The 19,861-nt window shown below is 55.3% G+C and carries 15 protein-coding genes; 11 read left to right on the top strand and 4 right to left on the bottom strand.

The genetic code is table 11. The annotated features are described in order from the left end of the window. The first annotated feature begins 5 nt into the window (after nt 1–5). Together gudD and AAEY27_RS17570 are read left to right on the top strand one after the other, a co-directional pair. Nucleotides 6–1,346 carry a glucarate dehydratase gene (gudD, locus tag AAEY27_RS17575; RefSeq protein WP_342322080.1) on the top strand — a complete coding sequence of 447 codons (1,341 nt, stop codon included), beginning with the start codon at nt 6–8 and terminating at the stop codon, nt 1,344–1,346. Between the two features lie 87 nt (nt 1,347–1,433). Next, entirely contained in the window at nt 1,434–2,573 is a 1,140-nt protein-coding gene (locus AAEY27_RS17570) for a glycerate kinase (RefSeq protein ID WP_342322079.1), read from the top strand. A gap of 118 nt (nt 2,574–2,691) precedes the next feature. On the opposite strand, the gene barA is transcribed toward AAEY27_RS17570, so the two are convergent. After that, entirely contained in the window at nt 2,692–5,460 is a 2,769-nt protein-coding gene (gene barA, locus AAEY27_RS17565) for a two-component sensor histidine kinase BarA (RefSeq protein ID WP_342322077.1), read from the bottom strand. 57 nt (nt 5,461–5,517) lie between these two features. On the opposite strand from barA, the gene rlmD reads away from it, so the two are divergent. The 5 genes from rlmD (at nt 5,518) to eno (ending at nt 13,328) form a co-directional block, all read left to right on the top strand. Further along, nucleotides 5,518–6,819: a 23S rRNA (uracil(1939)-C(5))-methyltransferase RlmD gene (gene rlmD, locus AAEY27_RS17560; RefSeq protein WP_342322076.1), complete on the top strand. Its 1,302-nt coding sequence runs from the start codon at nt 5,518–5,520 to the stop codon at nt 6,817–6,819. A gap of 52 nt (nt 6,820–6,871) precedes the next feature. After that, nucleotides 6,872–9,109 (top strand): GTP diphosphokinase, encoded by a 2,238-nt coding sequence (gene relA / locus AAEY27_RS17555; RefSeq protein WP_342322074.1) that lies wholly within the window; start codon nt 6,872–6,874, stop codon nt 9,107–9,109. Between the two features lie 63 nt (nt 9,110–9,172). Then, nucleotides 9,173–9,964 carry a nucleoside triphosphate pyrophosphohydrolase gene (gene mazG, locus AAEY27_RS17550; protein ID WP_342322072.1) on the top strand — a complete coding sequence of 264 codons (792 nt, stop codon included), beginning with the start codon at nt 9,173–9,175 and terminating at the stop codon, nt 9,962–9,964. A 227-nt stretch (nt 9,965–10,191) separates the two neighbouring features. After that, on the top strand, nt 10,192–11,829 hold the full coding sequence (gene pyrG / locus AAEY27_RS17545) for a glutamine hydrolyzing CTP synthase (RefSeq protein ID WP_342322071.1): 1,638 nt from the start codon (nt 10,192–10,194) through the stop codon (nt 11,827–11,829). Between the two features lie 200 nt (nt 11,830–12,029). Continuing rightward, the gene (eno, locus tag AAEY27_RS17540) at nt 12,030–13,328 is read left to right on the top strand and encodes a phosphopyruvate hydratase (RefSeq protein ID WP_342322070.1); all 1,299 of its coding nucleotides are present in this window, start codon (nt 12,030–12,032) and stop codon (nt 13,326–13,328) included. 69 nt (nt 13,329–13,397) lie between these two features. On the opposite strand, the gene AAEY27_RS17535 is transcribed toward eno, so the two are convergent. Beyond that, nucleotides 13,398–14,225, bottom strand: coding sequence for a MurR/RpiR family transcriptional regulator (locus tag AAEY27_RS17535; RefSeq protein WP_342325627.1), 828 nt, complete (start codon nt 14,223–14,225; stop codon nt 13,398–13,400). Between the two features lie 170 nt (nt 14,226–14,395). Here AAEY27_RS17535 and AAEY27_RS17530 point away from each other — a divergent pair, with 170 nt between their 5' ends. Next, nucleotides 14,396–15,955: a maltose/glucose-specific PTS transporter subunit IIC gene (locus tag AAEY27_RS17530; RefSeq protein WP_342322068.1), complete on the top strand. Its 1,560-nt coding sequence runs from the start codon at nt 14,396–14,398 to the stop codon at nt 15,953–15,955. Between the two features lie 2 nt (nt 15,956–15,957). After that, nucleotides 15,958–16,647: an N-acetylmannosamine-6-phosphate 2-epimerase gene (locus tag AAEY27_RS17525; RefSeq protein WP_342322066.1), complete on the top strand. Its 690-nt coding sequence runs from the start codon at nt 15,958–15,960 to the stop codon at nt 16,645–16,647. Here the strand turns inward: AAEY27_RS17525 and AAEY27_RS17520 are convergent. After that, a complete protein-coding gene (locus AAEY27_RS17520; protein WP_342322065.1) occupies nt 16,633–17,559 on the bottom strand; it encodes a TPM domain-containing protein in 927 nt (308 codons plus the stop codon). The genes AAEY27_RS17525 and AAEY27_RS17520 overlap by 15 nt on opposite strands. Nucleotides 17,560–17,741: 182 nt before the next feature. Here AAEY27_RS17520 and queE point away from each other — a divergent pair, with 182 nt between their 5' ends. Next, complete coding sequence (gene queE / locus AAEY27_RS17515; protein WP_342325626.1) at nt 17,742–18,413, top strand: 7-carboxy-7-deazaguanine synthase QueE; 672 nt, start codon at nt 17,742–17,744, stop codon at nt 18,411–18,413. Between the two features lie 195 nt (nt 18,414–18,608). Further along, nucleotides 18,609–19,394 carry an SDR family NAD(P)-dependent oxidoreductase gene (locus AAEY27_RS17510; protein WP_342325624.1) on the top strand — a complete coding sequence of 262 codons (786 nt, stop codon included), beginning with the start codon at nt 18,609–18,611 and terminating at the stop codon, nt 19,392–19,394. Nucleotides 19,395–19,447: 53 nt separating this feature from the next. On the opposite strand, the gene queD is transcribed toward AAEY27_RS17510, so the two are convergent. Continuing rightward, complete coding sequence (queD, locus tag AAEY27_RS17505; protein WP_342325623.1) at nt 19,448–19,813, bottom strand: 6-carboxytetrahydropterin synthase QueD; 366 nt, start codon at nt 19,811–19,813, stop codon at nt 19,448–19,450. Nucleotides 19,814–19,861: the final 48 nt, after the last annotated feature.

Here is a 19,861-nt window from a genome sequence, read left to right as displayed (position 1 = left end):
ACGAAATGAGCACATATACCTCTACGCCCGTTGTTTCCGCCATGCAGATCATCCCGGTGGCCGGTCACGACAGCATGTTGATGAACCTGAGCGGCGCACACGCGCCGTTCTTCACCCGTAACATCGTGGTGATCAAAGATAACGCCGGTCACACCGGCGTCGGTGAAATCCCCGGCGGCGAGAAAATCCGTAAAACCCTGGAAGACGCCATCCCGCTGGTGGTGGGCAAAACGCTCGGCGAGTACAAAAACGTGCTTAACACCGTGCGTAACACTTTCGCGGATCGCGATGCCGGTGGCCGCGGCCTGCAAACCTTCGACCTGCGCACCACCATTCATGTGGTGACCGGGATTGAAGCGGCGATGCTTGATTTGTTGGGTCAGCACCTCGGCGTGAACGTGGCGTCCCTGCTCGGCGAAGGCCAGCAGCGCAGCGAAGTGGAAATGCTCGGCTACCTGTTCTTCGTGGGCGACGCCAAAAAAACGCCGCTGCCGTACCAGAGCCAGCCGGATGATAAATGCGACTGGTATCGCGTACGTCATGAAGAGGCGATGACCCCGGATCGCGTGGTGCGTCTGGCGGAAGCGGCCTATGAAAAATACGGTTTCAACGATTTCAAACTGAAAGGCGGCGTGCTGGCCGGAATGGAAGAAGCCGAAGCGATTTCCGCGCTGGCAAAACGCTTCCCGCAGGCGCGCGTGACGCTGGATCCGAACGGTGCCTGGTCGCTGGATGAAGCAATCAAAATCGGCAAACACCTGAAAGGCGTGCTGGCGTATGCGGAAGATCCGTGCGGCGCCGAGCAGGGCTTCTCCGGGCGCGAAGTGATGGCGGAATTCCGCCGCGCCACCGGCCTGCCGACGGCGACCAACATGATCGCCACCGACTGGCGTCAGATGGGCCACACGCTGTCGCTGCAGTCGGTGGATATTCCGCTGGCTGACCCGCACTTCTGGACCATGCAGGGTTCCGTGCGCGTGGCGCAGATGTGCCACGAATTCGGCCTGACCTGGGGTTCGCACTCCAACAACCACTTCGACATTTCACTGGCGATGTTCACCCACGTGGCTGCCGCCGCGCCGGGTAACGTTACCGCCATCGACACCCACTGGATCTGGCAGGAAGGCAACCAGCGCCTGACGAAACAGCCGTTCGAAATCAAGGGCGGCATGGTACAGGTACCGACCACACCGGGTCTCGGCGTGGAGCTGGATATGGATCAGGTGATGAAAGCCAACGCGCTGTATCAGCAACACGGCCTTGGCGCGCGTGATGATGCGATGGGGATGCAGTATCTGATCCCGGACTGGACGTTCGATAACAAACGTCCGTGCATGGTGCGTTAATGAAATTGCCAGTCCTTGCGGGGGCTGGCATTTCCCTGTTGTTCCTGGGTGTATGCTTATAGCGGTGAATATGCGTAAGGATGGCTTATGAAAATTGTGATCGCACCTGACTCGTATAAAGAAAGTTTGAGTGCATTGGATGTTGCGAACGCTATTGAAAGCGGGTTCCGCGAAATTTTTCCCACCGCGGAGTACGTAAAAATTCCGGTGGCGGACGGTGGCGAAGGGACGGTTGAAGCCATGGTTGCCGCGACCAAAGGACGTGTCGTAAAGGTTAACGTTAAAGGCCCACTTGGCGAGCAGGCTGAGGCGTTTTATGGGCTTTCCGGCGATGAGCAATCCGCCTTTATCGAAATGGCGGCGGCCAGCGGGCTGGAAATGGTGCCCACCGCCAAGCGCGATCCGCTGATCACTACCTCGTGGGGCACTGGTGAGTTGATCCGCCACGCGCTGGACGCGGGCGTGAAACATATCATCATCGGCATCGGCGGCAGCGCGACCAACGATGGCGGCGCGGGCATGGTGCAAGCGCTCGGCGCGAAACTGCTGGACGACAATGATCGGCAGATTGACCTCGGCGGCGCGGCGCTGGAAACGCTGAAACGCATTGATATCCGCGAGCTGGATAAACGCCTGGCGCAGTGCCGGATTGAAGTGGCCTGCGATGTGACCAATCCGTTGATCGGCAAAGAGGGCGCGTCGGCCATTTTTGGCCCGCAAAAAGGGGCGACGCCCGAGATGATCGCCCGGCTGGATAAGGCGCTGGCGCACTACGCGAAAATCATTGCCCGCGATCTGGATCTGGATGTCTTGAAGTTGGCTGGCGGCGGTGCTGCCGGTGGCATGGGCGCGGCGTTGTATGCCTTCTGCGGCGCGGAACTGCGCCAGGGGATTGAGATTGTGACCGACGCGCTGGCGTTGGATGAACACGTGACCGGCGCGGATTTGGTGATCACCGGAGAAGGGCGTATCGACAGCCAGACCGTGCACGGCAAAGTGCCAGTGGGCGTGGCGAAGGTCGCCAAACGGCACAACATCCCGGTGATCGGCATTGCCGGCAGCCTGACCGCCGATGTCGGCGTGGTGCACGATCATGGGATCGACGCGGTATTCAGTGTGATTTATACGATCTGCTCGCTGGAGGACGCGTTGGCGAACGCCGGGGAGAACGTTCGCCTGACCGCGCGCAATGTGGCGGCGGTGTTGAAAGCCGGGCAGAGATTGTAGCGCTTGATTTGCCGGATGGCGGCTTCCGCCTTATCCGGCCTACGCAGTTCAAATGTGTATGCCAATTCCGTAGGCCGGATAAGCGTCAGCGCCATCCGGCATGACAAAACCAATATGGCTACCCAATCAACCGGTGCGCTTCGCGCGTCACGTTGTCCATCTCATCTAACAACTCAAGAAACTCCGGTTCCAACGCCTCGGCGGCAACGCCGCTGCGCAACTGGTGCTCAATAAGCTGGCAAAGCTTTTTCAGCCGTGGAACGCCGCTGTAACCGCAACTGCCGTGCAATTTATGGATCCCTTCCGCTAACCCGGCTGGCGCTTCTCCGACCAACTGCTCTTCGACCATGTTGCGGATCTCCGGCAGGAACTCCACCAGCATATGTAACATATCCCGCGCCAAATCGGTTTTGCCCGCCGCCTGGCGCAGCGCCAGTTGCCAGTCGAGTGTCGTCTCTGCATCCACCACGATCTCAACAGGCGCTGGCTCCGGCTCCGATGGCGTCAACCACGCGCCAACAGCGGGGCCGGGTTTATAGCGCAACAGCAGGTTATGCAGCTTGTCCTCTTCAATCGGTTTCGCCAGATAATCATTCATCCCGGCGCTGAGCAGCTTCTCTTTTTGCCCGGCCATCGCATGGGCGGTGACGGCAATCACCGGCGTTTGTTGCTGATGCGGCAACTGGCGGATCAGCTCGCAGGCGCGAATACCGTCCATATCCGGCATCTGGATATCCATCAAAATCAGATCAAACTGCCGTTGCTTCGCGCGTTCGATGGCGTGCAGGCCGCTGTCGCACAACTCGACATGCTGAACCTGATCCTCCAGCAACGCGCCGATCAACTTCAGGTTGGCCGGGTTGTCGTCCACCGCCATCACCGACATTGGCAATTTGGTATCCGCTGGCGACGGCAACTGCGCCAGGCGCGTAGAACGGCAATATTCGGTCAACGCAGGCAGCAAACGCGTGGTGGTGAGCGGCTTGAGCAAACATGCGGCGGCACCATCCTGTTTCAACTCTTCAGCGTTCACTTGCGCATGGCACGGCAGCGCCAGCAGCAGATAATCGGTCATCGACGCGGCGCGCGCGAGGCGGTCATGCTGCATACTCAGCGGCTCGCGAACGGTCACCGGAATCGCCATCAACAGAATGTCGTAATGCGCCTGCGGCAGGGCGGAGAACGACGGGCTGTAAATCACTTCCAGCGGCGTTTCGTTGAGTATATCCAGCGTGCACTGCGCCGCCGTGGCGTTTGGTTCAACATAACCGAGACGTTTGCCGACCAGACAGTCCGTGGCTTGCACATCGCTGATGGCATTAGGATTGAGATCGAGATTGATATGGAACCAGAAGGTCGAACCGCGATTTGGCTGGCTGTGGAAAGAGATATCGCCGCCCATCTCGTTCACCAGTTTTTGCGTGATCACCAACCCCAGCCCGGTGCCGCCGTGGCGGCGCGAAATACTGGCGTCCGCCTGGCGAAACGCCTGGAACAACCGCGACTGATCGCGCTCCGGGATCCCAATGCCGGTATCGCGGATCTGCATCTCCACCTGCACTTTGTTATTACTGATGGCGCGCTTCTCAACCACAATGTCGATATTGCCGTTTTCGGTGAATTTGATGGCGTTGCCGACCAAATTGGTGATCACCTGTTGCAGGCGCAGTGGGTCGCCAATGACGTTATCCGGGACATCATTTTTGATATTTAACGTCAGCTCCAGCCCTTTATCGTGCGCGGAATGCGCCAGCAGGGTCACTACTTCATCCAGCGTATTGCGTAGCGGGAACGGGATGCTTTCCAGAATTAATTTGCCCGCTTCCAGCTTGGAAAAATCCAGCACGTCATTAATGATCGCCAGCAAATTATTGGCCGAACGCTCAATGGTCAGCAGGTGATCGCGCTGCGTCGGGTTCAGCTCCGATTTCAGCGTCAGGCGGGTAAAGCCGATCACGCCATTCAGCGGCGTACGCAGCTCGTGAGACATGTTGGCGAGGAACTCGGATTTGATGCGCGCGGCTTCCTGGGCGCGTTTTTTCGCCAGATCCAGCTCGACGTTTTGGATCTCCATCTGCTCCAGTGTTTCGCGCAGATCGGAGGTCGACTGGTCAATATTGTGCTGCATCTCTTCATGGTATGCCGCCAGCGACATCGCCATCGAATTAATGCCGTTTTTCAGCATATCCAGCTCGCCGAGCATAAAACCTTCGACGCGGCTGTCGAGTTGTCCGCGACGAATGCGGTCCACGGTATTCACCATATTGCGGATCGGGCTGGTGACGTCGCGCATCAGCCGCCAGCCAAAAATCAGCGCGATACCGATACAGAACAAAATCATCAAACTGGAGATAAAAATCTCTTTGTACTGCTGTAAACGCACCGATTTGAGATCCAGTTCCAGCGCGACATAACCGAGCATATTGCCGGTGATTTTGTCTGCCGGCAGCGAGGAATTGGCGGGGGCGTACCCTTCGGTCAGAATTGGCGTGCGTAACACCATCACGTCGCCGCGCCGGGTGACGCTCAGTTTGCGTGGATAGGGCTGGCCCGGTGCCAGCTTGAGACTGTCGCCATCAAGTTGAAAATTCGACGAAACGAACACATTATTTTTGCCATCGTAAATCGAAATGGCCCGCACGATGTCCGAATGACGGCGATGCAGAACGCTAATCAACTGGCCAATGGCCTCTTTGTCCTGCAACGTCATGCTGTATTCGCTGGAAACCGCCAGCGGTTCAATAATGCTGGCTCCGGCGTCTTCCAGTTGACGCTGCAAATCGTTATAGCGGTGCACGACGAAAAAGATACTGAGCAAAACACCGATAAGCACAGTGGGGGCCAGGATCAGAATCATCATGCGTGCGCGCAAGCTGTAGTTGGTCATGGAATTCCGTTATGGGAGAATGTGGCCATTAATCGATAATTGAGATAATTCCCTGCAATGGCGCAATTCTACTCTGCAAAACGACGTGTGACGACTCGTCAGAAAATAACCGTAACAGTAAACGACCTTGACCCTTTTGGGCAGGGGGTTGCGCGCCATAATGGTAAAGCGTTGTTTATTCCCGGCCTTTTGCCCACTGAAACAGCAGAAATCACGTTAAAAGAGGACAAACGGCAGTTCGCCCGTGGCGAGGTCAGCCGCCGTTTGAGCGACAGCCCGGAGCGCGTAGCGCCGCTGTGTCCGCACTTTGGCATCTGCGGTGGTTGCCAGCAGCAACATGCCAGCGTTGCCCTGCAACAGCGCAGTAAAAGCGCCGCGCTGGCGCGTTTGATGAAGCGCGACGTTAACGAAGTCATTGCCGCCGAGCCCTGGGCATACCGCCGCCGCGCGCGCTTAAGCCTGAGCTGGCAGCCGAAAACGCAACGTCTGGAGATGGGGTTTCGTAAAGCGGGCGACAGCGACATTGTGAACGTGACGCGTTGCCCGGTACTGGTGCACCGCCTTGACGCATTGCTCCCGGCGCTGCGCGATTGCCTGGCCGGGTTAAAAGCCGTGCGTCACCTTGGGCATGTGGAACTGGTTGAGGCGGGCAATGGCCCGCTAATGGTATTGCGCCATACCGCTGCGTTAAGTGCGGAAGATAAAGATAAATTGGAACGCTTTTCGCATTCCCAAAAACTTGCGCTGTTTCTCGCGCCACAAAGTGAGATTCTTGAGCAGGTTAGCGGAGAATCTCCCTGGTACAGTTCGGACGGGCTACGCTTATCATTCAGTCCGCGGGATTTTATTCAGGTAAATGATGGTGTGAACCAGCAGATGGTTGCCCGTGCGCTGGCGTGGCTCGACGTGCAGCCCGGCGACCGCGTGCTGGATCTGTTCTGCGGCATGGGCAACTTCACGTTGCCGCTCGCGAAACGCGCGGCTGAAGTGGTTGGCGTTGAAGGCGTTGCCGATCTGGTGGCGAAGGCGCAGGAAAACGCGCGACAGAATGGCTTGCAGAATGTGACATTTTTTCACGAAAATCTGGAGGACGATGTCACGAAGCAACCGTGGGCGAACCACGGGTTTGACAAAGTTTTACTCGACCCTGCGCGCGCAGGCGCAGCGGGAGTCATGCAGCATATTATAAAATTGTCGCCAGGCCGGGTGGTGTACGTCTCCTGTAATCCCGCCACGCTAGCCCGCGACAGTGAAGCGTTGCTGAGCGCGGGTTACCAGATTCAGCGGCTGGCGATGCTGGACATGTTCCCGCACACTGGCCACCTGGAATCGATGGTGTTGTTTGTGAATCACAAATGATTAATTTAGGCTTGTCGAGTTCGACAGGCCCGGTCCCTGAAAGGAGAGGACGATGGTTGCGGTACGCAGTGCGCATTTGAACAAAGCGGGTGAATTCGATCCGGCCAAATGGATCGCCAGTCTGGGCATGACCAGTCAGCCGTCGAGTGAACGCTTAACCGAAACCTGGGCTTATTGTCTGCAACAAACAGAGGGGCATCCGCACGCGGAAGTGCTGCTCTCGCGCGGTATTGAGATGGTGGAAATTCTCTCAATGCTGAGTATGGACACCGACACGCTGCGCGCTGCGCTGTTGTTCCCGCTGGCCGACGCTGAAGTGGTCAGCGAAGAGGTGCTGCGCGAAAGCGTGGGCACATCGATAGTGAATCTGATTCACGGCGTGCGTGATATGGCGGCCATTCGCCAGCTAAAAGCCACGCACACCGATTCCGTCTCTTCCGAACAAGTGGATAACGTTCGCCGAATGCTGCTGGCGATGGTAGACGATTTCCGCTGCGTGGTGATCAAGCTGGCGGAACGTATCGCGCATCTGCGCGAAGTGAAAGACGCGCCGGAAGATGAGCGCGTGCTGGCGGCGAAAGAGTGTACCAATATCTATGCGCCGCTGGCGAACCGCTTAGGCATCGGGCAACTAAAGTGGGAACTGGAAGATTACTGCTTCCGCTATTTGCACCCGGCGGAATACAAACGCATTGCCAAGCTGCTGCACGAACGCCGTATCGATCGCGAACATTACATTGACGAGTTTGTCGGCCATTTGCGTTCGGAGATGAAAACCGAAGGTGTGAAAGCCGAAGTCTATGGCCGCCCGAAACACATCTACAGCATCTGGCGCAAAATGCAGAAAAAACACCTCGCCTTTGACGAGCTGTTTGATGTGCGCGCGGTGCGCATTGTCGCCGAGCGCTTGCAGGACTGCTACGCCGCGCTCGGTATTGTGCACACCCATTACCGCCACTTGCCGGATGAGTTCGACGATTACGTCGCCAACCCGAAACCGAACGGCTACCAGTCTATTCATACCGTGGTACTCGGGCCGGGCGGGAAAACCGTTGAAATCCAGATCCGCACCCGCCAGATGCATGAAGACGCCGAACTGGGCGTTGCCGCGCACTGGAAATACAAAGAAGGCACCGCCACGGCGGGCGTCGCTCGTTCCGCACATGAAGATCGCATCGCATGGCTGCGTAAACTGATCGCCTGGCAAGAAGAGATGGCCGATTCTGGCGAAATGCTCGACGAAGTGCGCAGCCAGGTGTTCGACGACCGGGTGTATGTGTTTACGCCAAAAGGCGATGTGGTCGATTTGCCAGCAGGTTCCACCCCGCTGGACTTCGCTTATCACATTCACAGCGACGTTGGACACCGCTGCATCGGCGCGAAAATCGGCGGGCGCATCGTGCCCTTTACCTACCAGTTGCAGATGGGCGATCAGATTGAAATCATCACCCAGAAACAGCCGAACCCAAGCCGTGACTGGCTGAACCCGAACCTCGGTTATGTCACCACCAGCCGTGGGCGGTCGAAAATTCACGCCTGGTTCCGGAAACAGGATCGTGACAAAAATATTCTCGCGGGTCGTCAGATCCTCGACGATGAGCTGGCGCACCTGGGGATCAGCCTGAAAGAGGCGGAAAAATTCCTGCTGCCGCGTTACAACTTCAACGAACTCGATGAGTTGCTGGCGGCGATTGGCGGGGGCGATATCCGTCTCAATCAGATGGTTAACTTCCTGCAATCGCAGTTCAATAAACCGAGCGCCGAGGAGCAGGACGCCGCCGCGCTGAAGCAGTTGCAGCAGAAAACCTACGCGCCGCAAAGCCGCAGCAAAGACAATGGTCGTGTGGTGGTGGAAGGCGTTGGCAATTTGATGCACCACATTGCGCGCTGCTGCCAGCCGATCCCGGGCGACGAGATTGTCGGTTTTATTACTCAGGGGCGCGGCATTTCCATTCACCGTGCCGACTGCGATCAGCTCGAAGAGCTGCGCAACGTTGCGCCGGAACGCATTGTCGATGCCGTCTGGGGCGAAAGTTACTCGGCGGGTTACTCGCTGGTGGTGCGCGTAACGGCGAACGATCGCAGCGGGCTACTGCGTGATATCACCACCATTCTCGCCAACGAAAAGGTCAACGTGCTGGGCGTTGCCAGCCGCAGCGACACCAAAGAGCAACTGGCGACCATCGATATGAATATCGAAATCTACAACCTGCAAGTGCTGGGCCGCGTGCTCGGCAAACTCAATCAGGTGCCGGACGTTATCGACGCGCGTCGCCTGCACGGCGGTTGATTTTCATCTCACGCGATCCTCTTCCTTCCTGGAGGGGGATCGCTTTTTTTTTAAGGATTTTTCATGACTCAAATCGAACGTCTGCTCGGGATTATGCAACGCCTGCGCGACCCGGAAACCGGCTGCCCCTGGGACAAAGAACAAACTTACGCCACTATCGCGCCTTACACCCTGGAAGAGACGTACGAAGTGCTGGACGCGATCTCGCGCGAGGATTTTGACGATCTGCGCGGCGAACTGGGCGATCTGCTGTTCCAGGTGGTGTTTTACGCGCAAATGGCGCAGGAAGAGGGGCGCTTTGATTTCAACGATATTTGCGCGGCTATCAGCGACAAACTGGAGCGCCGCCACCCGCACATCTTTGGCGATGCAAGGGCCGGAAACAGCGCGGAAGTGCTGGAACGCTGGGAGCAAATCAAAACCGCCGAGCGCGCGGAAAAATCACAGCATTCGGCGCTGGATGATATTCCCCACAGCCTGCCCGCGCTGATGCGCGCGCATAAAATCCAGAAACGCTGCTCGACCGTCGGCTTTGACTGGAACACCATTGGCCCGGTGCTCGAAAAAGTGTACGAAGAGATCGATGAAGTGATGGACGAGGCGAAACAGGCGGTGGTCAATCAAGCGCGTGTGGAAGAAGAGATGGGCGATCTGCTGTTCGCGACCGTCAATTTGTCGCGCCATTTGGGCGTTAAAGCGGAAGTCGCGCTGCAAAAAGCCAACCTGAAATTTGAACGCCGTTTTCGCGAAGTCGAACGCATTGTCCGCGAGCGCGGTCTGGAAATGACCGGCGTAGATCTGGAAACAATGGAAAATGTCTGGCAGCAGGTAAAACGCCAGGAACATGATCTTTAAGGCATTTATTACGATAAGCGCTATTTGTGTGATTTTCTAAATAGCAAGCGCTTGATTTGCGTCAAAAACATTTCTCCGAAAGCGGCTATTTTCACACACCTTAAGTCTGTCTGGACCTGGTGAAGAGGAGGGGTAATGAAAGTTTGTGGCGCAAGTCATCATCCGGTATACTGCTTTCCCGTCCTGGTTATTCCACCGTCTTTTAAACCTAACTTCTCAGGTTCAGCATGACAACGAACTATATTTTTGTGACCGGCGGGGTCGTATCCTCTCTGGGTAAAGGCATTGCCGCAGCCTCCCTGGCAGCCATTCTTGAAGCCCGTGGCCTCAACGTCACCATGATGAAACTGGATCCGTATATCAACGTCGATCCGGGGACAATGAGCCCAATCCAGCATGGTGAAGTGTTCGTTACCGAAGATGGCGCAGAAACCGATCTTGATTTGGGTCACTACGAGCGTTTCATTCGCACCAAAATGACCCGTCGTAACAACTTCACCACCGGTCGTATTTACTCAGACGTACTGCGTAAAGAGCGCCGTGGCGACTATCTGGGCGCAACCGTTCAGGTTATTCCGCACATCACCAACGCAATCAAAGAACGCATCATTGCGGGTGGCGAAGGCCACGATGTCGCGCTGGTTGAAATCGGCGGTACTGTTGGTGATATCGAATCTTTGCCGTTCCTTGAAGCGATCCGTCAGATGGCGGTAGAAGTGGGCCGTGAGCGCACACTTTACATGCACCTGACGCTGGTGCCATACATGGCAGCGTCTGGCGAAGTCAAAACCAAACCGACACAGCACTCTGTGAAAGAGTTGCTTTCTATCGGTATCCAGCCAGATATCCTGATTTGCCGTTCCGATCGCGCGGTTCCTGCTAACGAACGTGCGAAAATTGCTTTGTTCTGTAACGTTCCAGAAAAAGCTGTAATCTCTCTAAAAGACGTCGATTCCATTTATAAAATCCCGGGCCTGTTGAAATCCCAGGGGCTGGACGATTATATTTGTAAACGATTCAGCTTGGACTGTGCGGAAGCGAACCTGGCCGAATGGGAACAGGTGATTTACGAAGAAGCGAATCCGTCAGGCGAAGTCACTATCGGTATGGTCGGCAAATACATTGAATTGCCGGACGCCTACAAATCAGTGATTGAAGCGCTGAAACACGGTGGCCTGAAAAACCGCGTAACCGTCAACATCAAGCTGATCGACTCGCAAGATGTGGAAACGCGCGGCGTTGAAATTCTGAAAGGTCTGGATGCGATTCTCATCCCTGGCGGCTTCGGCTACCGCGGTGTAGAAGGCAAGATCGCCACCGCACGCTATGCGCGTGAAAACAATATTCCTTACCTCGGCATTTGTCTGGGGATGCAGGTTGCATTGATTGAGTTTGCCCGTAACGTCGTCGGGATGGAGAACGCCAACTCCACCGAATTTGTGCCAGACTGTAAGTACCCGGTTGTGGCGCTGATTACCGAATGGCGAGACGAAGAAGGCAACGTTGAGCAGCGTTCGGAGAAGAGCGATCTCGGTGGCACCATGCGTCTTGGCGCACAGCAGTGCCAGCTTGGTGACGACAGCCTGGTTCGCCAGTTGTATGGCACGCCAACTATCGTTGAACGCCATCGCCATCGTTACGAAGTCAACAATATGCTGCTGAAACAAATTGAAGCTGCGGGTCTGCGTGTTGCGGGCCGTTCCGGTGATGATCAGTTGGTCGAGATCATCGAGGTGCCGAATCATCCGTGGTTCGTCGCCTGTCAATTCCACCCGGAATTTACTTCTACGCCGCGTGATGGACATCCGCTGTTTGCCGGCTTTGTGAAAGCCGCCAGCGATTATCAGAAGCGCCAGGCGAAGTAACAAAATATAAAGACAGCGCTGTAATGGCGCTCCAATAGCATTCGTTCTACAACAAGGCAGCCCGTGAGTGAATCCCCGGGAGCTTAGTCAACTAAGTGACCGGGGTGAGTGAGCGGGCTAACGCAGTTGTAGGGCGAAGGATGAAGGAGCGAGCGTTGTTTGTCTGGAGTTTTAGTTTAACTTGTACTGAGGAAAACCTAATGTCCAAAATCGTTAAAGTCATCGGTCGTGAAATCATCGACTCCCGTGGTAACCCGACTGTTGAAGCCGAAGTACACCTGGAAGGTGGTTTCGTCGGTCTGGCTGCCGCTCCGTCAGGTGCTTCCACTGGTTCCCGCGAAGCGCTGGAACTGCGCGATGGCGACAAATCCCGTTTTCTGGGTAAAGGCGTAACCAAAGCTGTTGGCGCGGTTAACGGCCCGATCGCTCAGGCAATCCTTGGCAAAGACGCCAAAGATCAGGCTGGCATCGACAAAATCATGATCGATCTCGATGGTACCGAAAACAAATCCAACTTCGGCGCTAACGCAATCCTGGCGGTTTCTCTGGCTGCTGCTAAAGCGGCTGCTGCTTCTAAAGGCCTGCCGCTGTACGCACACATCGCTGAACTGAACGGCACCCCGGGCAAATACTCCATGCCGGTTCCGATGATGAACATCATCAACGGTGGTGAGCACGCAGACAACAACGTCGACATCCAGGAATTCATGATTCAGCCGGTTGGCGCGAAAACCGTGAAAGAAGCCATCCGTATGGGTTCTGAAGTTTTCCATCACCTGGCTAAAGTGCTGAAATCCAAAGGTATGAATACAGCTGTTGGTGACGAAGGTGGCTATGCGCCGAACCTGGGTTCCAACGCCGAAGCACTGGCTGTTATCGCTGAAGCGGTTAAAGCGGCTGGCTACGAGCTGGGCAAAGACATCACTCTGGCTATGGACTGTGCAGCGTCTGAATTCTACAAAGACGGCAAATACATTCTGGCTGGCGAAGGCAACAAAGCCTTCACCTCTGAAGAGTTCACTCACTTCCTGGAAGATCTGACTAAACAGTATCCGATCGTTTCCATCGAAGATGGTCTGGACGAATCTGACTGGGCTGGTTTCGCATACCAGACCAAAGTGCTGGGCGACAAAATCCAGCTGGTTGGTGACGATCTGTTCGTAACCAACACCAAGATCCTGAAAGAAGGTATCGAAAAAGGTATCGCTAACTCCATCCTGATCAAATTCAACCAGATCGGTTCTCTGACCGAAACCCTGGCTGCAATCAAGATGGCGAAAGATGCTGGCTACACTGCCGTTATCTCTCACCGTTCTGGCGAAACTGAAGACGCAACCATCGCCGATCTGGCGGTAGGTACTGCGGCTGGCCAGATTAAAACCGGTTCCATGAGCCGTTCTGACCGCGTTGCTAAATACAACCAGCTGATTCGTATCGAAGAAGCGCTGGGTGAACAAGCACCGTTCAACGGTCTGAAAGAGATCAAAGGCCAGGCGTAATCCTGACTTTTCTCTTTGAAAAAAACCCGCTTCGGCGGGTTTTTTTTTCATCTGTCGTTCAGCCAACAGCTACAGCAGCAGCGGTAATGTCGCGCTGGCGGTTTGCTGGCTGGTTTCACTGTAGTGTGCATCCAACGCTATCAGCGATGTGGTTAACAGTTCGACCAGCAACATCGCGCCCACTTTTGCATTCAACGCACCTGCGTTCAGCGGTCCTTCTGGCTTTGCGGCCACCAACAACATATCGCTGATGGTCGCCAGCGGGCTACGCGGCGTATTGCTCAGCGTCAGCACCTGCGCGCCGGATTTACGCGCCAGCTTCACAGCGTGCAACAGATCGCGGGTTGAGCCGGAGCTGGAAATCGCTACCACCACATCCTGCTGGCGCAGCGCGGTGGCATTCATCGATGCCCGGTGCATATCGCTGAACAGTTGCGCCGGTTTGCCCAGCCGCAGCAGCTTGTAATGCAAATACTCACCGATAATCGCGCTGGCGGCCACGCCATAAATCTGCACCGAAGACGCCTGATGCAGCGCCAAAGCCGCCTGCTCCAGCATCGAACGATCGAGTAATTGCGCGGTATCGCGCAGCGCCTGAACGGAATCATCCACCAGCGCATCGATGGCATCTCCGCTCTGCACACGAAGCGTTTGACCGCGCTGCACATCCAGCGCCAGCGCCATTTTGAATTCGTTATACCCTTTGCAGCCCAGTGTGCGGCACAGACGCGTCACGCTGGCTTCGCTGGTTTCACTCTCGCGGGCCAGCTCCGTTATCGTCAAATAGAGCACGCGCGCGGGATCGGTTAGCACAAAATCCCCGAGTTTCTGCTGCGTGGGGCTGTAACCAGACACCTCCTGGCGTAGCCTGAGCAGCAAGTTTTCATTTTCAGACATCATAAGATCCTAAAGCGCCTTTGCATGGCGGGTAGTGTGCGTGAAAGCCGGACAGTGTTGCCAGTCATTTTAAAAAAGTATGATCGCCTTCGCTATTATTGGTGATAATTTTCATTAATTAACTTTAATGTGATAAATATTTTCATCATTACAACGGCGGGGAAACAAACATGGCATTCTTCAGCGGGACATCTTCAGGACGTTGGTTCGAAAAAGCGCAGCGTTTCGGCAAATCTTTTATGCTGCCGATCGCCGTTCTTCCGGCGGCGGGTTTGTTGCTCGGGATCGGCGGCGCGCTGTCGAACCCCAACACTATCACCGCGTATCCGTTTCTGGATGTCGCCTGGTTACAGGCAATTTTCACCATCATGAGCAGCGCCGGGTCGATTGTCTTTGCCAACTTGTCGGTGCTGTTCGCCGTTGGCGTAGCGGTTGGCCTGGCGCGCACAGACAAAGGCACCGCGGGCCTCGCGGCATTGCTGGCCTTCCTGGTGATGAACGCCACCATCAATGCGCTACTTACCCTGACCGGGCAACTGGCGCAAAGCAACCCAGGCGCAGTCGGGCAGGGGATGAGCCTCGGCATTCAGACGCTGGAAACCGGCGTGTTCGGCGGCGTGGTGATTGGTCTGGTCACTTGCGCGTTGCACCAACGGTTTAACAAAATCGCGCTGCCGCAGTTTCTCGGTTTCTTCGGCGGTTCGCGCTTTGTGCCGATTATCAGTTCGTTGGCGGCAATCCTCGTCGGTGCGGTAATGACGGTGGTATGGCCGCATTTCCAGAAGCTGATTTTCGGTCTCGGCGGGCTGGTCGATGCCACCGGCTATCTCGGTACGCTGCTGTACGGCTTTATTCTGCGCATGCTTGGCCCGTTCGGTTTGCACCATATCTTCTATCTGCCTTTCTGGACCACAGCGCTCGGCGGCAGCGAGATGGTCAACGGCCAACTGGTAGAAGGTACGCAGCGCATCTTCTTCGCCCAGCTTGCCGATCCCTCGACGCAGCAGTTCTACGTTGGCACCTCGCGTTTTATGTCCGGGCGTTTTATTACCATGATGTTTGGCCTGATTGGCGCGTGCCTGGCGATGTACCACACCGCCAAACCGGAAAACAAAAAACGTGTCGCCGGGCTGCTGCTGTCGGCGGCGTTAACCTCTTTCCTGACCGGCATTACCGAACCGATTGAGTTCTCCTTCCTGTTTGTCGCGCCGGTGCTGTATGTCATTCACGCCTTCTTCGACGGGCTGGCGTTTATGCTGGCGCACATCCTGCACATCACCATCGGGCAGACTTTCTCGGGCGGATTTATTGATTTCATCCTGTTTGGCATTTTGCAGGGCGAAGCGAAAACCCACTGGATGTACGTGCCGCTGGTCGGCGTACCGTGGTTTTTCCTCTACTACTTCACGTTCCGTTTCCTGATAACCCGCTTCGATTTTGCTACCCCAGGGCGTGAAAAAGAGACGGTGGAAAACGTGGTCATTAACGATAGCGAGCGGGCGCAGGCCATCGTGGCGGGGCTTGGCGGCGATGCGAACCTGGAAGAGGTGGATTGCTGCGCCACGCGTTTGCGCATCACGGTTGTTGATGGCAGCAAAGTCAACGAAGCGGCGTTGAAAGCGACCGGCGCGCGCGGCGTGATCTTGCGCGGCAACGGCGTTCAGGTCATTTACGGCCCCCATGTCACCATTATCAAAAATGAAGTGGAAGAGTTACTAAGCAGAGGTTAACGATGTTAGAACAAATCAAAGGGAAGCTGGTGGTCTCCTGCCAGGCGCTGGAAAACGAACCGCTGCACAGCCCGTTTATCATGGCGAAAATGGCGCTGGCGGCGGCGCTTGGCGGTGCGTCCGGGATCCGCGCTAACAGCGTGGTGGATATTGAGGCGATCAAACAAGAAGTCGCGCTGCCGGTGATTGGCATCATTAAACGTAACTACGCGAACTGCGATGTCTTTATCACCGCGACGATGCGTGAAATTGATGAACTGATGCGCGCCGCCCCCGAGATGATCGCCCTGGATGCCACTAACCGCCCCAGGCCTGGCGGGGAGACACTCGAACACCTGGTCAGGCAAATCCGCCAAACGTATCCGCACCTGCTATTGATGGCCGATACCGCCAGCGTGGAAGAAGCGGTCATCGCGCAGCAACTCGGTTTCGATTGTGTGGGCACCACGCTGTACGGCTACACGGCGCAGACCAAAGGCCATAGCCTGCCGGATAACGACTGCGCGCAGTTAAAAGCGGTGCTGGCGGCGGTGAGCATTCCGGTGATTGCCGAAGGCAATGTCGACACGCCAGAGCGCGCGGCGCGCTGCCTGGCGTTGGGCGCCCATGCGGTGGTAGTCGGCGGCGCCATCACGCGCCCGCAGCAGATCACACAGCGCTTTATCGACGCGCTGAATTCACCAGCTTCCTGACGAACCGCCGCCGTCGCTGGAACCACCGCCGCCAGAGCTGTCGCTGCTGCTGTGGCTTGCGCTATCGTTACTGTTGCTGTGGTGGTGAATGAAGTCGTTCGCTATCCAGTTGGATGTGCCGTCGCCAGCGCCTTGCGCTGATTCGAGCAGGCGCTGCGGGTAAAGCCACATCACCAGCAACGCCAAAAAAATGATCAGGAAAGGAATCGAAAAGCTGAGCCACAGAAACGGTTCCACCCACGGGAAAAAGTCGCTGGTGATGGCGAGTACGGGCGTCAGGAAGCAAGAGGAACCAAAAAACAGCGTCAAAAGCGTCTTTTTTTTGCGTTTGTGAAACAAGAAAAAGAGGGCGATAGCCAGAACAGGCAGCCCCTTCCAGAAAGCGAAATCGAAGACAAACGACCGCAGCCACGACGGGGATGAAGCCTGCGGCAGCGGTTGTTTGTTAAGCAGCGCGTTGATCCCTTTAAGGCCCTGCCCGATGCCGGTTGAGAGATCGCCGACTTTAAAATGCGGGATCATTTGCTCATCAATAATTCGCTTCGCCAGCGGGTTAGTGATCACGCTTTCAAGGCCGCGACCCACTTCGATTCGCACTTTGCGATCCTGCCAGGCAACCAAAACCAGCACGCCATCATTGCGATCGGCGTCGCCCAACTGCCAGGTGTTGAACACGCGGTTGGCAAAGAATTCGAGATTATCGCCGTGCAAAGAGGGCACGATTAACACGGCGGTTTGCGTACCGGTCTGCGCATTTTGCGCAGCCACTTCGCGGCTGAGCGTGGCCTCTTCCTGAGCGTTCAACACATCCTCAGGATCGTTAAAGAACCCGTGCATGGTGGGAACAGGAAGCGCCTGCGCCTGGAAAGCAAAGCCGCTCAGTACCAGCAACAGCGCGAACAAGCGTGCCATAAGCATTATCCTTGCAGGGCGGAGAGAAACAGTTCACATAATAGCGGCACATTTTCAGGGATGACAATTCGCCATAATTGGCGTCAATACTTACAACCACTTAGCGGCGAAGCGCAAATGGCACATGAATGTGCGAGGGTTATCTGCAATAATCCCTTTTTTCCTTTTTAGTAAGAGCGATGATGCAGTACCCGATTAACGAGATGTTCCAGACCCTGCAAGGCGAGGGTTACTTTACCGGCGTTCCCGCTATTTTTATTCGTTTACAGGGATGCCCGGTTGGTTGCGCCTGGTGCGATACCAAACATACCTGGGATAAGCTTGCGGATCGGGAGGTGTCGCTGTTTAGCGTGCTCGCGAAAACCAAAGAGAGCGACAAATGGGGCGCGGCAAGCAGCGAAGATCTGCTCGCCATCATTCAGCGTCAGGGCTGGACTGCCCGCCATGTGGTGATCACCGGCGGCGAACCCTGCATTCACGATTTGATCCCACTGACCAGCCTGCTGGAGAAAAACGGCTTTAGCTGCCAGATTGAAACCAGTGGCACCCATGAAGTGCGCACTTCGCACACCACCTGGGTCACCGTGTCGCCGAAGGTGAATATGCGCGGCGGTTATGATGTCCTACAACAGGCGCTGGAACGCGCCGATGAGATCAAACACCCGGTCGGGCGGATGCGTGACATTGAAGCGCTGGATGAATTACTGGCGCAACTGACTGACGATAAGCAGCGGGTTATCGCGCTGCAACCGATTAGCCAGAAAGAGGACGCCACGCGGTTATGCATTGAAACCTGCATTGCCCGCAACTGGCGGTTGTCGATGCAAACGCACAAATACCTGAATATCGCTTGATAACCAAACCCGCCGTCCGGCGGGTTTTTTCTCGAATGAAATATCCTATAAAAACTGAGCTGTGATTTCTGTCACGCTACATGCACTTTATTTGTGATGATAATCGTCGGCTTTTTTCTCGAAAGTCATAAATAAGATAATCGTCTTAACAGGGAATATATCGTTCTTTTATTAAAATGGAATTTGGAAAATATGATAACAACTGCTTCATTAAATGGATTTTCCATGGACTTTTTTTCTCTCAAAGGAAAAAACGCCATTGTCACCGGTGGAAATACGGGGTTAGGTCAGGCGTTCTCTGTGGCATTAGCCAAAGCCGGCGCGAATGTTTTTATTCCCGGTTTTTCCCGCGATGAGGGGGAAACAAAAACCGTGATTCAGCAACAGGGCGTCGATGTGGCGTTTATGCATGTCGATATCACCGCGAAAGGTGCGCCTGAACAGGTGATTTCTGCCTGTTGTGAGCGTTTTGGCACCGTTGATATTCTGGTCAATAACGCCGGAATTTGTAATTTAAATAAAGTGCAGGATTTTAATCGCGATGATTGGGATCCGATGATTAATGTCAATCTGACGGCGGCTTTTGAATTAAGTTATGAAGCGTCAAAAATAATGATCCCCCGTCAATCGGGGAAAATAATTAATATTTGTTCGGTGTTATCTTATAGAGGCGGTCAATGGTCGCCCGCTTATTCTGCAAGTAAACATGCGCTGGTGGGGTTGACCAAAGCTTATTGTGATGAGTTGGCGAAATACAATATTCAGGTTAATGGTATTGCGCCGGGTTATTACGCCACCGATATTACCCGCGTTACACGCAGTAAAGCGAAAACCAATCGTTGGGTATTAGATCATATTCCGGCGAATCGCTGGGGCGATAAGCCGGATTTAATGGGTGCGATGATTTTCCTCGCCAGCCGCGCATCCGATTATGTCAATGGCCACGTGCTGGCGGTGGACGGCGGTTTTCTGGTGCGTTAATGCGCGATAGTTGTCAGCCATTTCCTGAAAAGGGGAAATGGCTGGCGGCGGGATTACTCCCCGCGATAGACACAGCCTGCGGTGCAGGTTTCTTTAATCATCACCGCGCTCAGCAACGGCACAATCGGCTTCATCTGGTCCCAAATCCATTTCGCCAGTACTTCGCTGGTCGGGTTTTCAAGCCCTGGGATCTCGTTCAGATAGTAGTGATCCAGTCGGTCGTAAAGCGGTTTAAATGCCGCTTTCAATTCGGCGAAGTCCATAATCCAGCCGGTATAAGGATCCACCTCGCCGGTTATCTCCAGGCGCACCATAAAAGAGTGGCCATGCAGACGACCGCATTTGTGCCCCTGCGGGACGTGCGGCAAATGATGAGCGGCTTCGAAGGTGAAATCTTTAAACAAGGTGGTCGACATAATGAACTCTCAGGCTGACAAAAAACCGCCGAATGGTAGCGGAAATGACCT

It is taken from the genome of Kosakonia sp. BYX6, assembly GCF_038449125.1.
In the GTDB taxonomy this organism is placed as follows: Bacteria; Pseudomonadota; Gammaproteobacteria; order Enterobacterales; family Enterobacteriaceae; genus Kosakonia; species Kosakonia calanthes.
The sequence above is the reverse complement of the archived record's forward strand: the minus strand, read 5'-3'. Positions and strand labels throughout refer to the sequence as shown.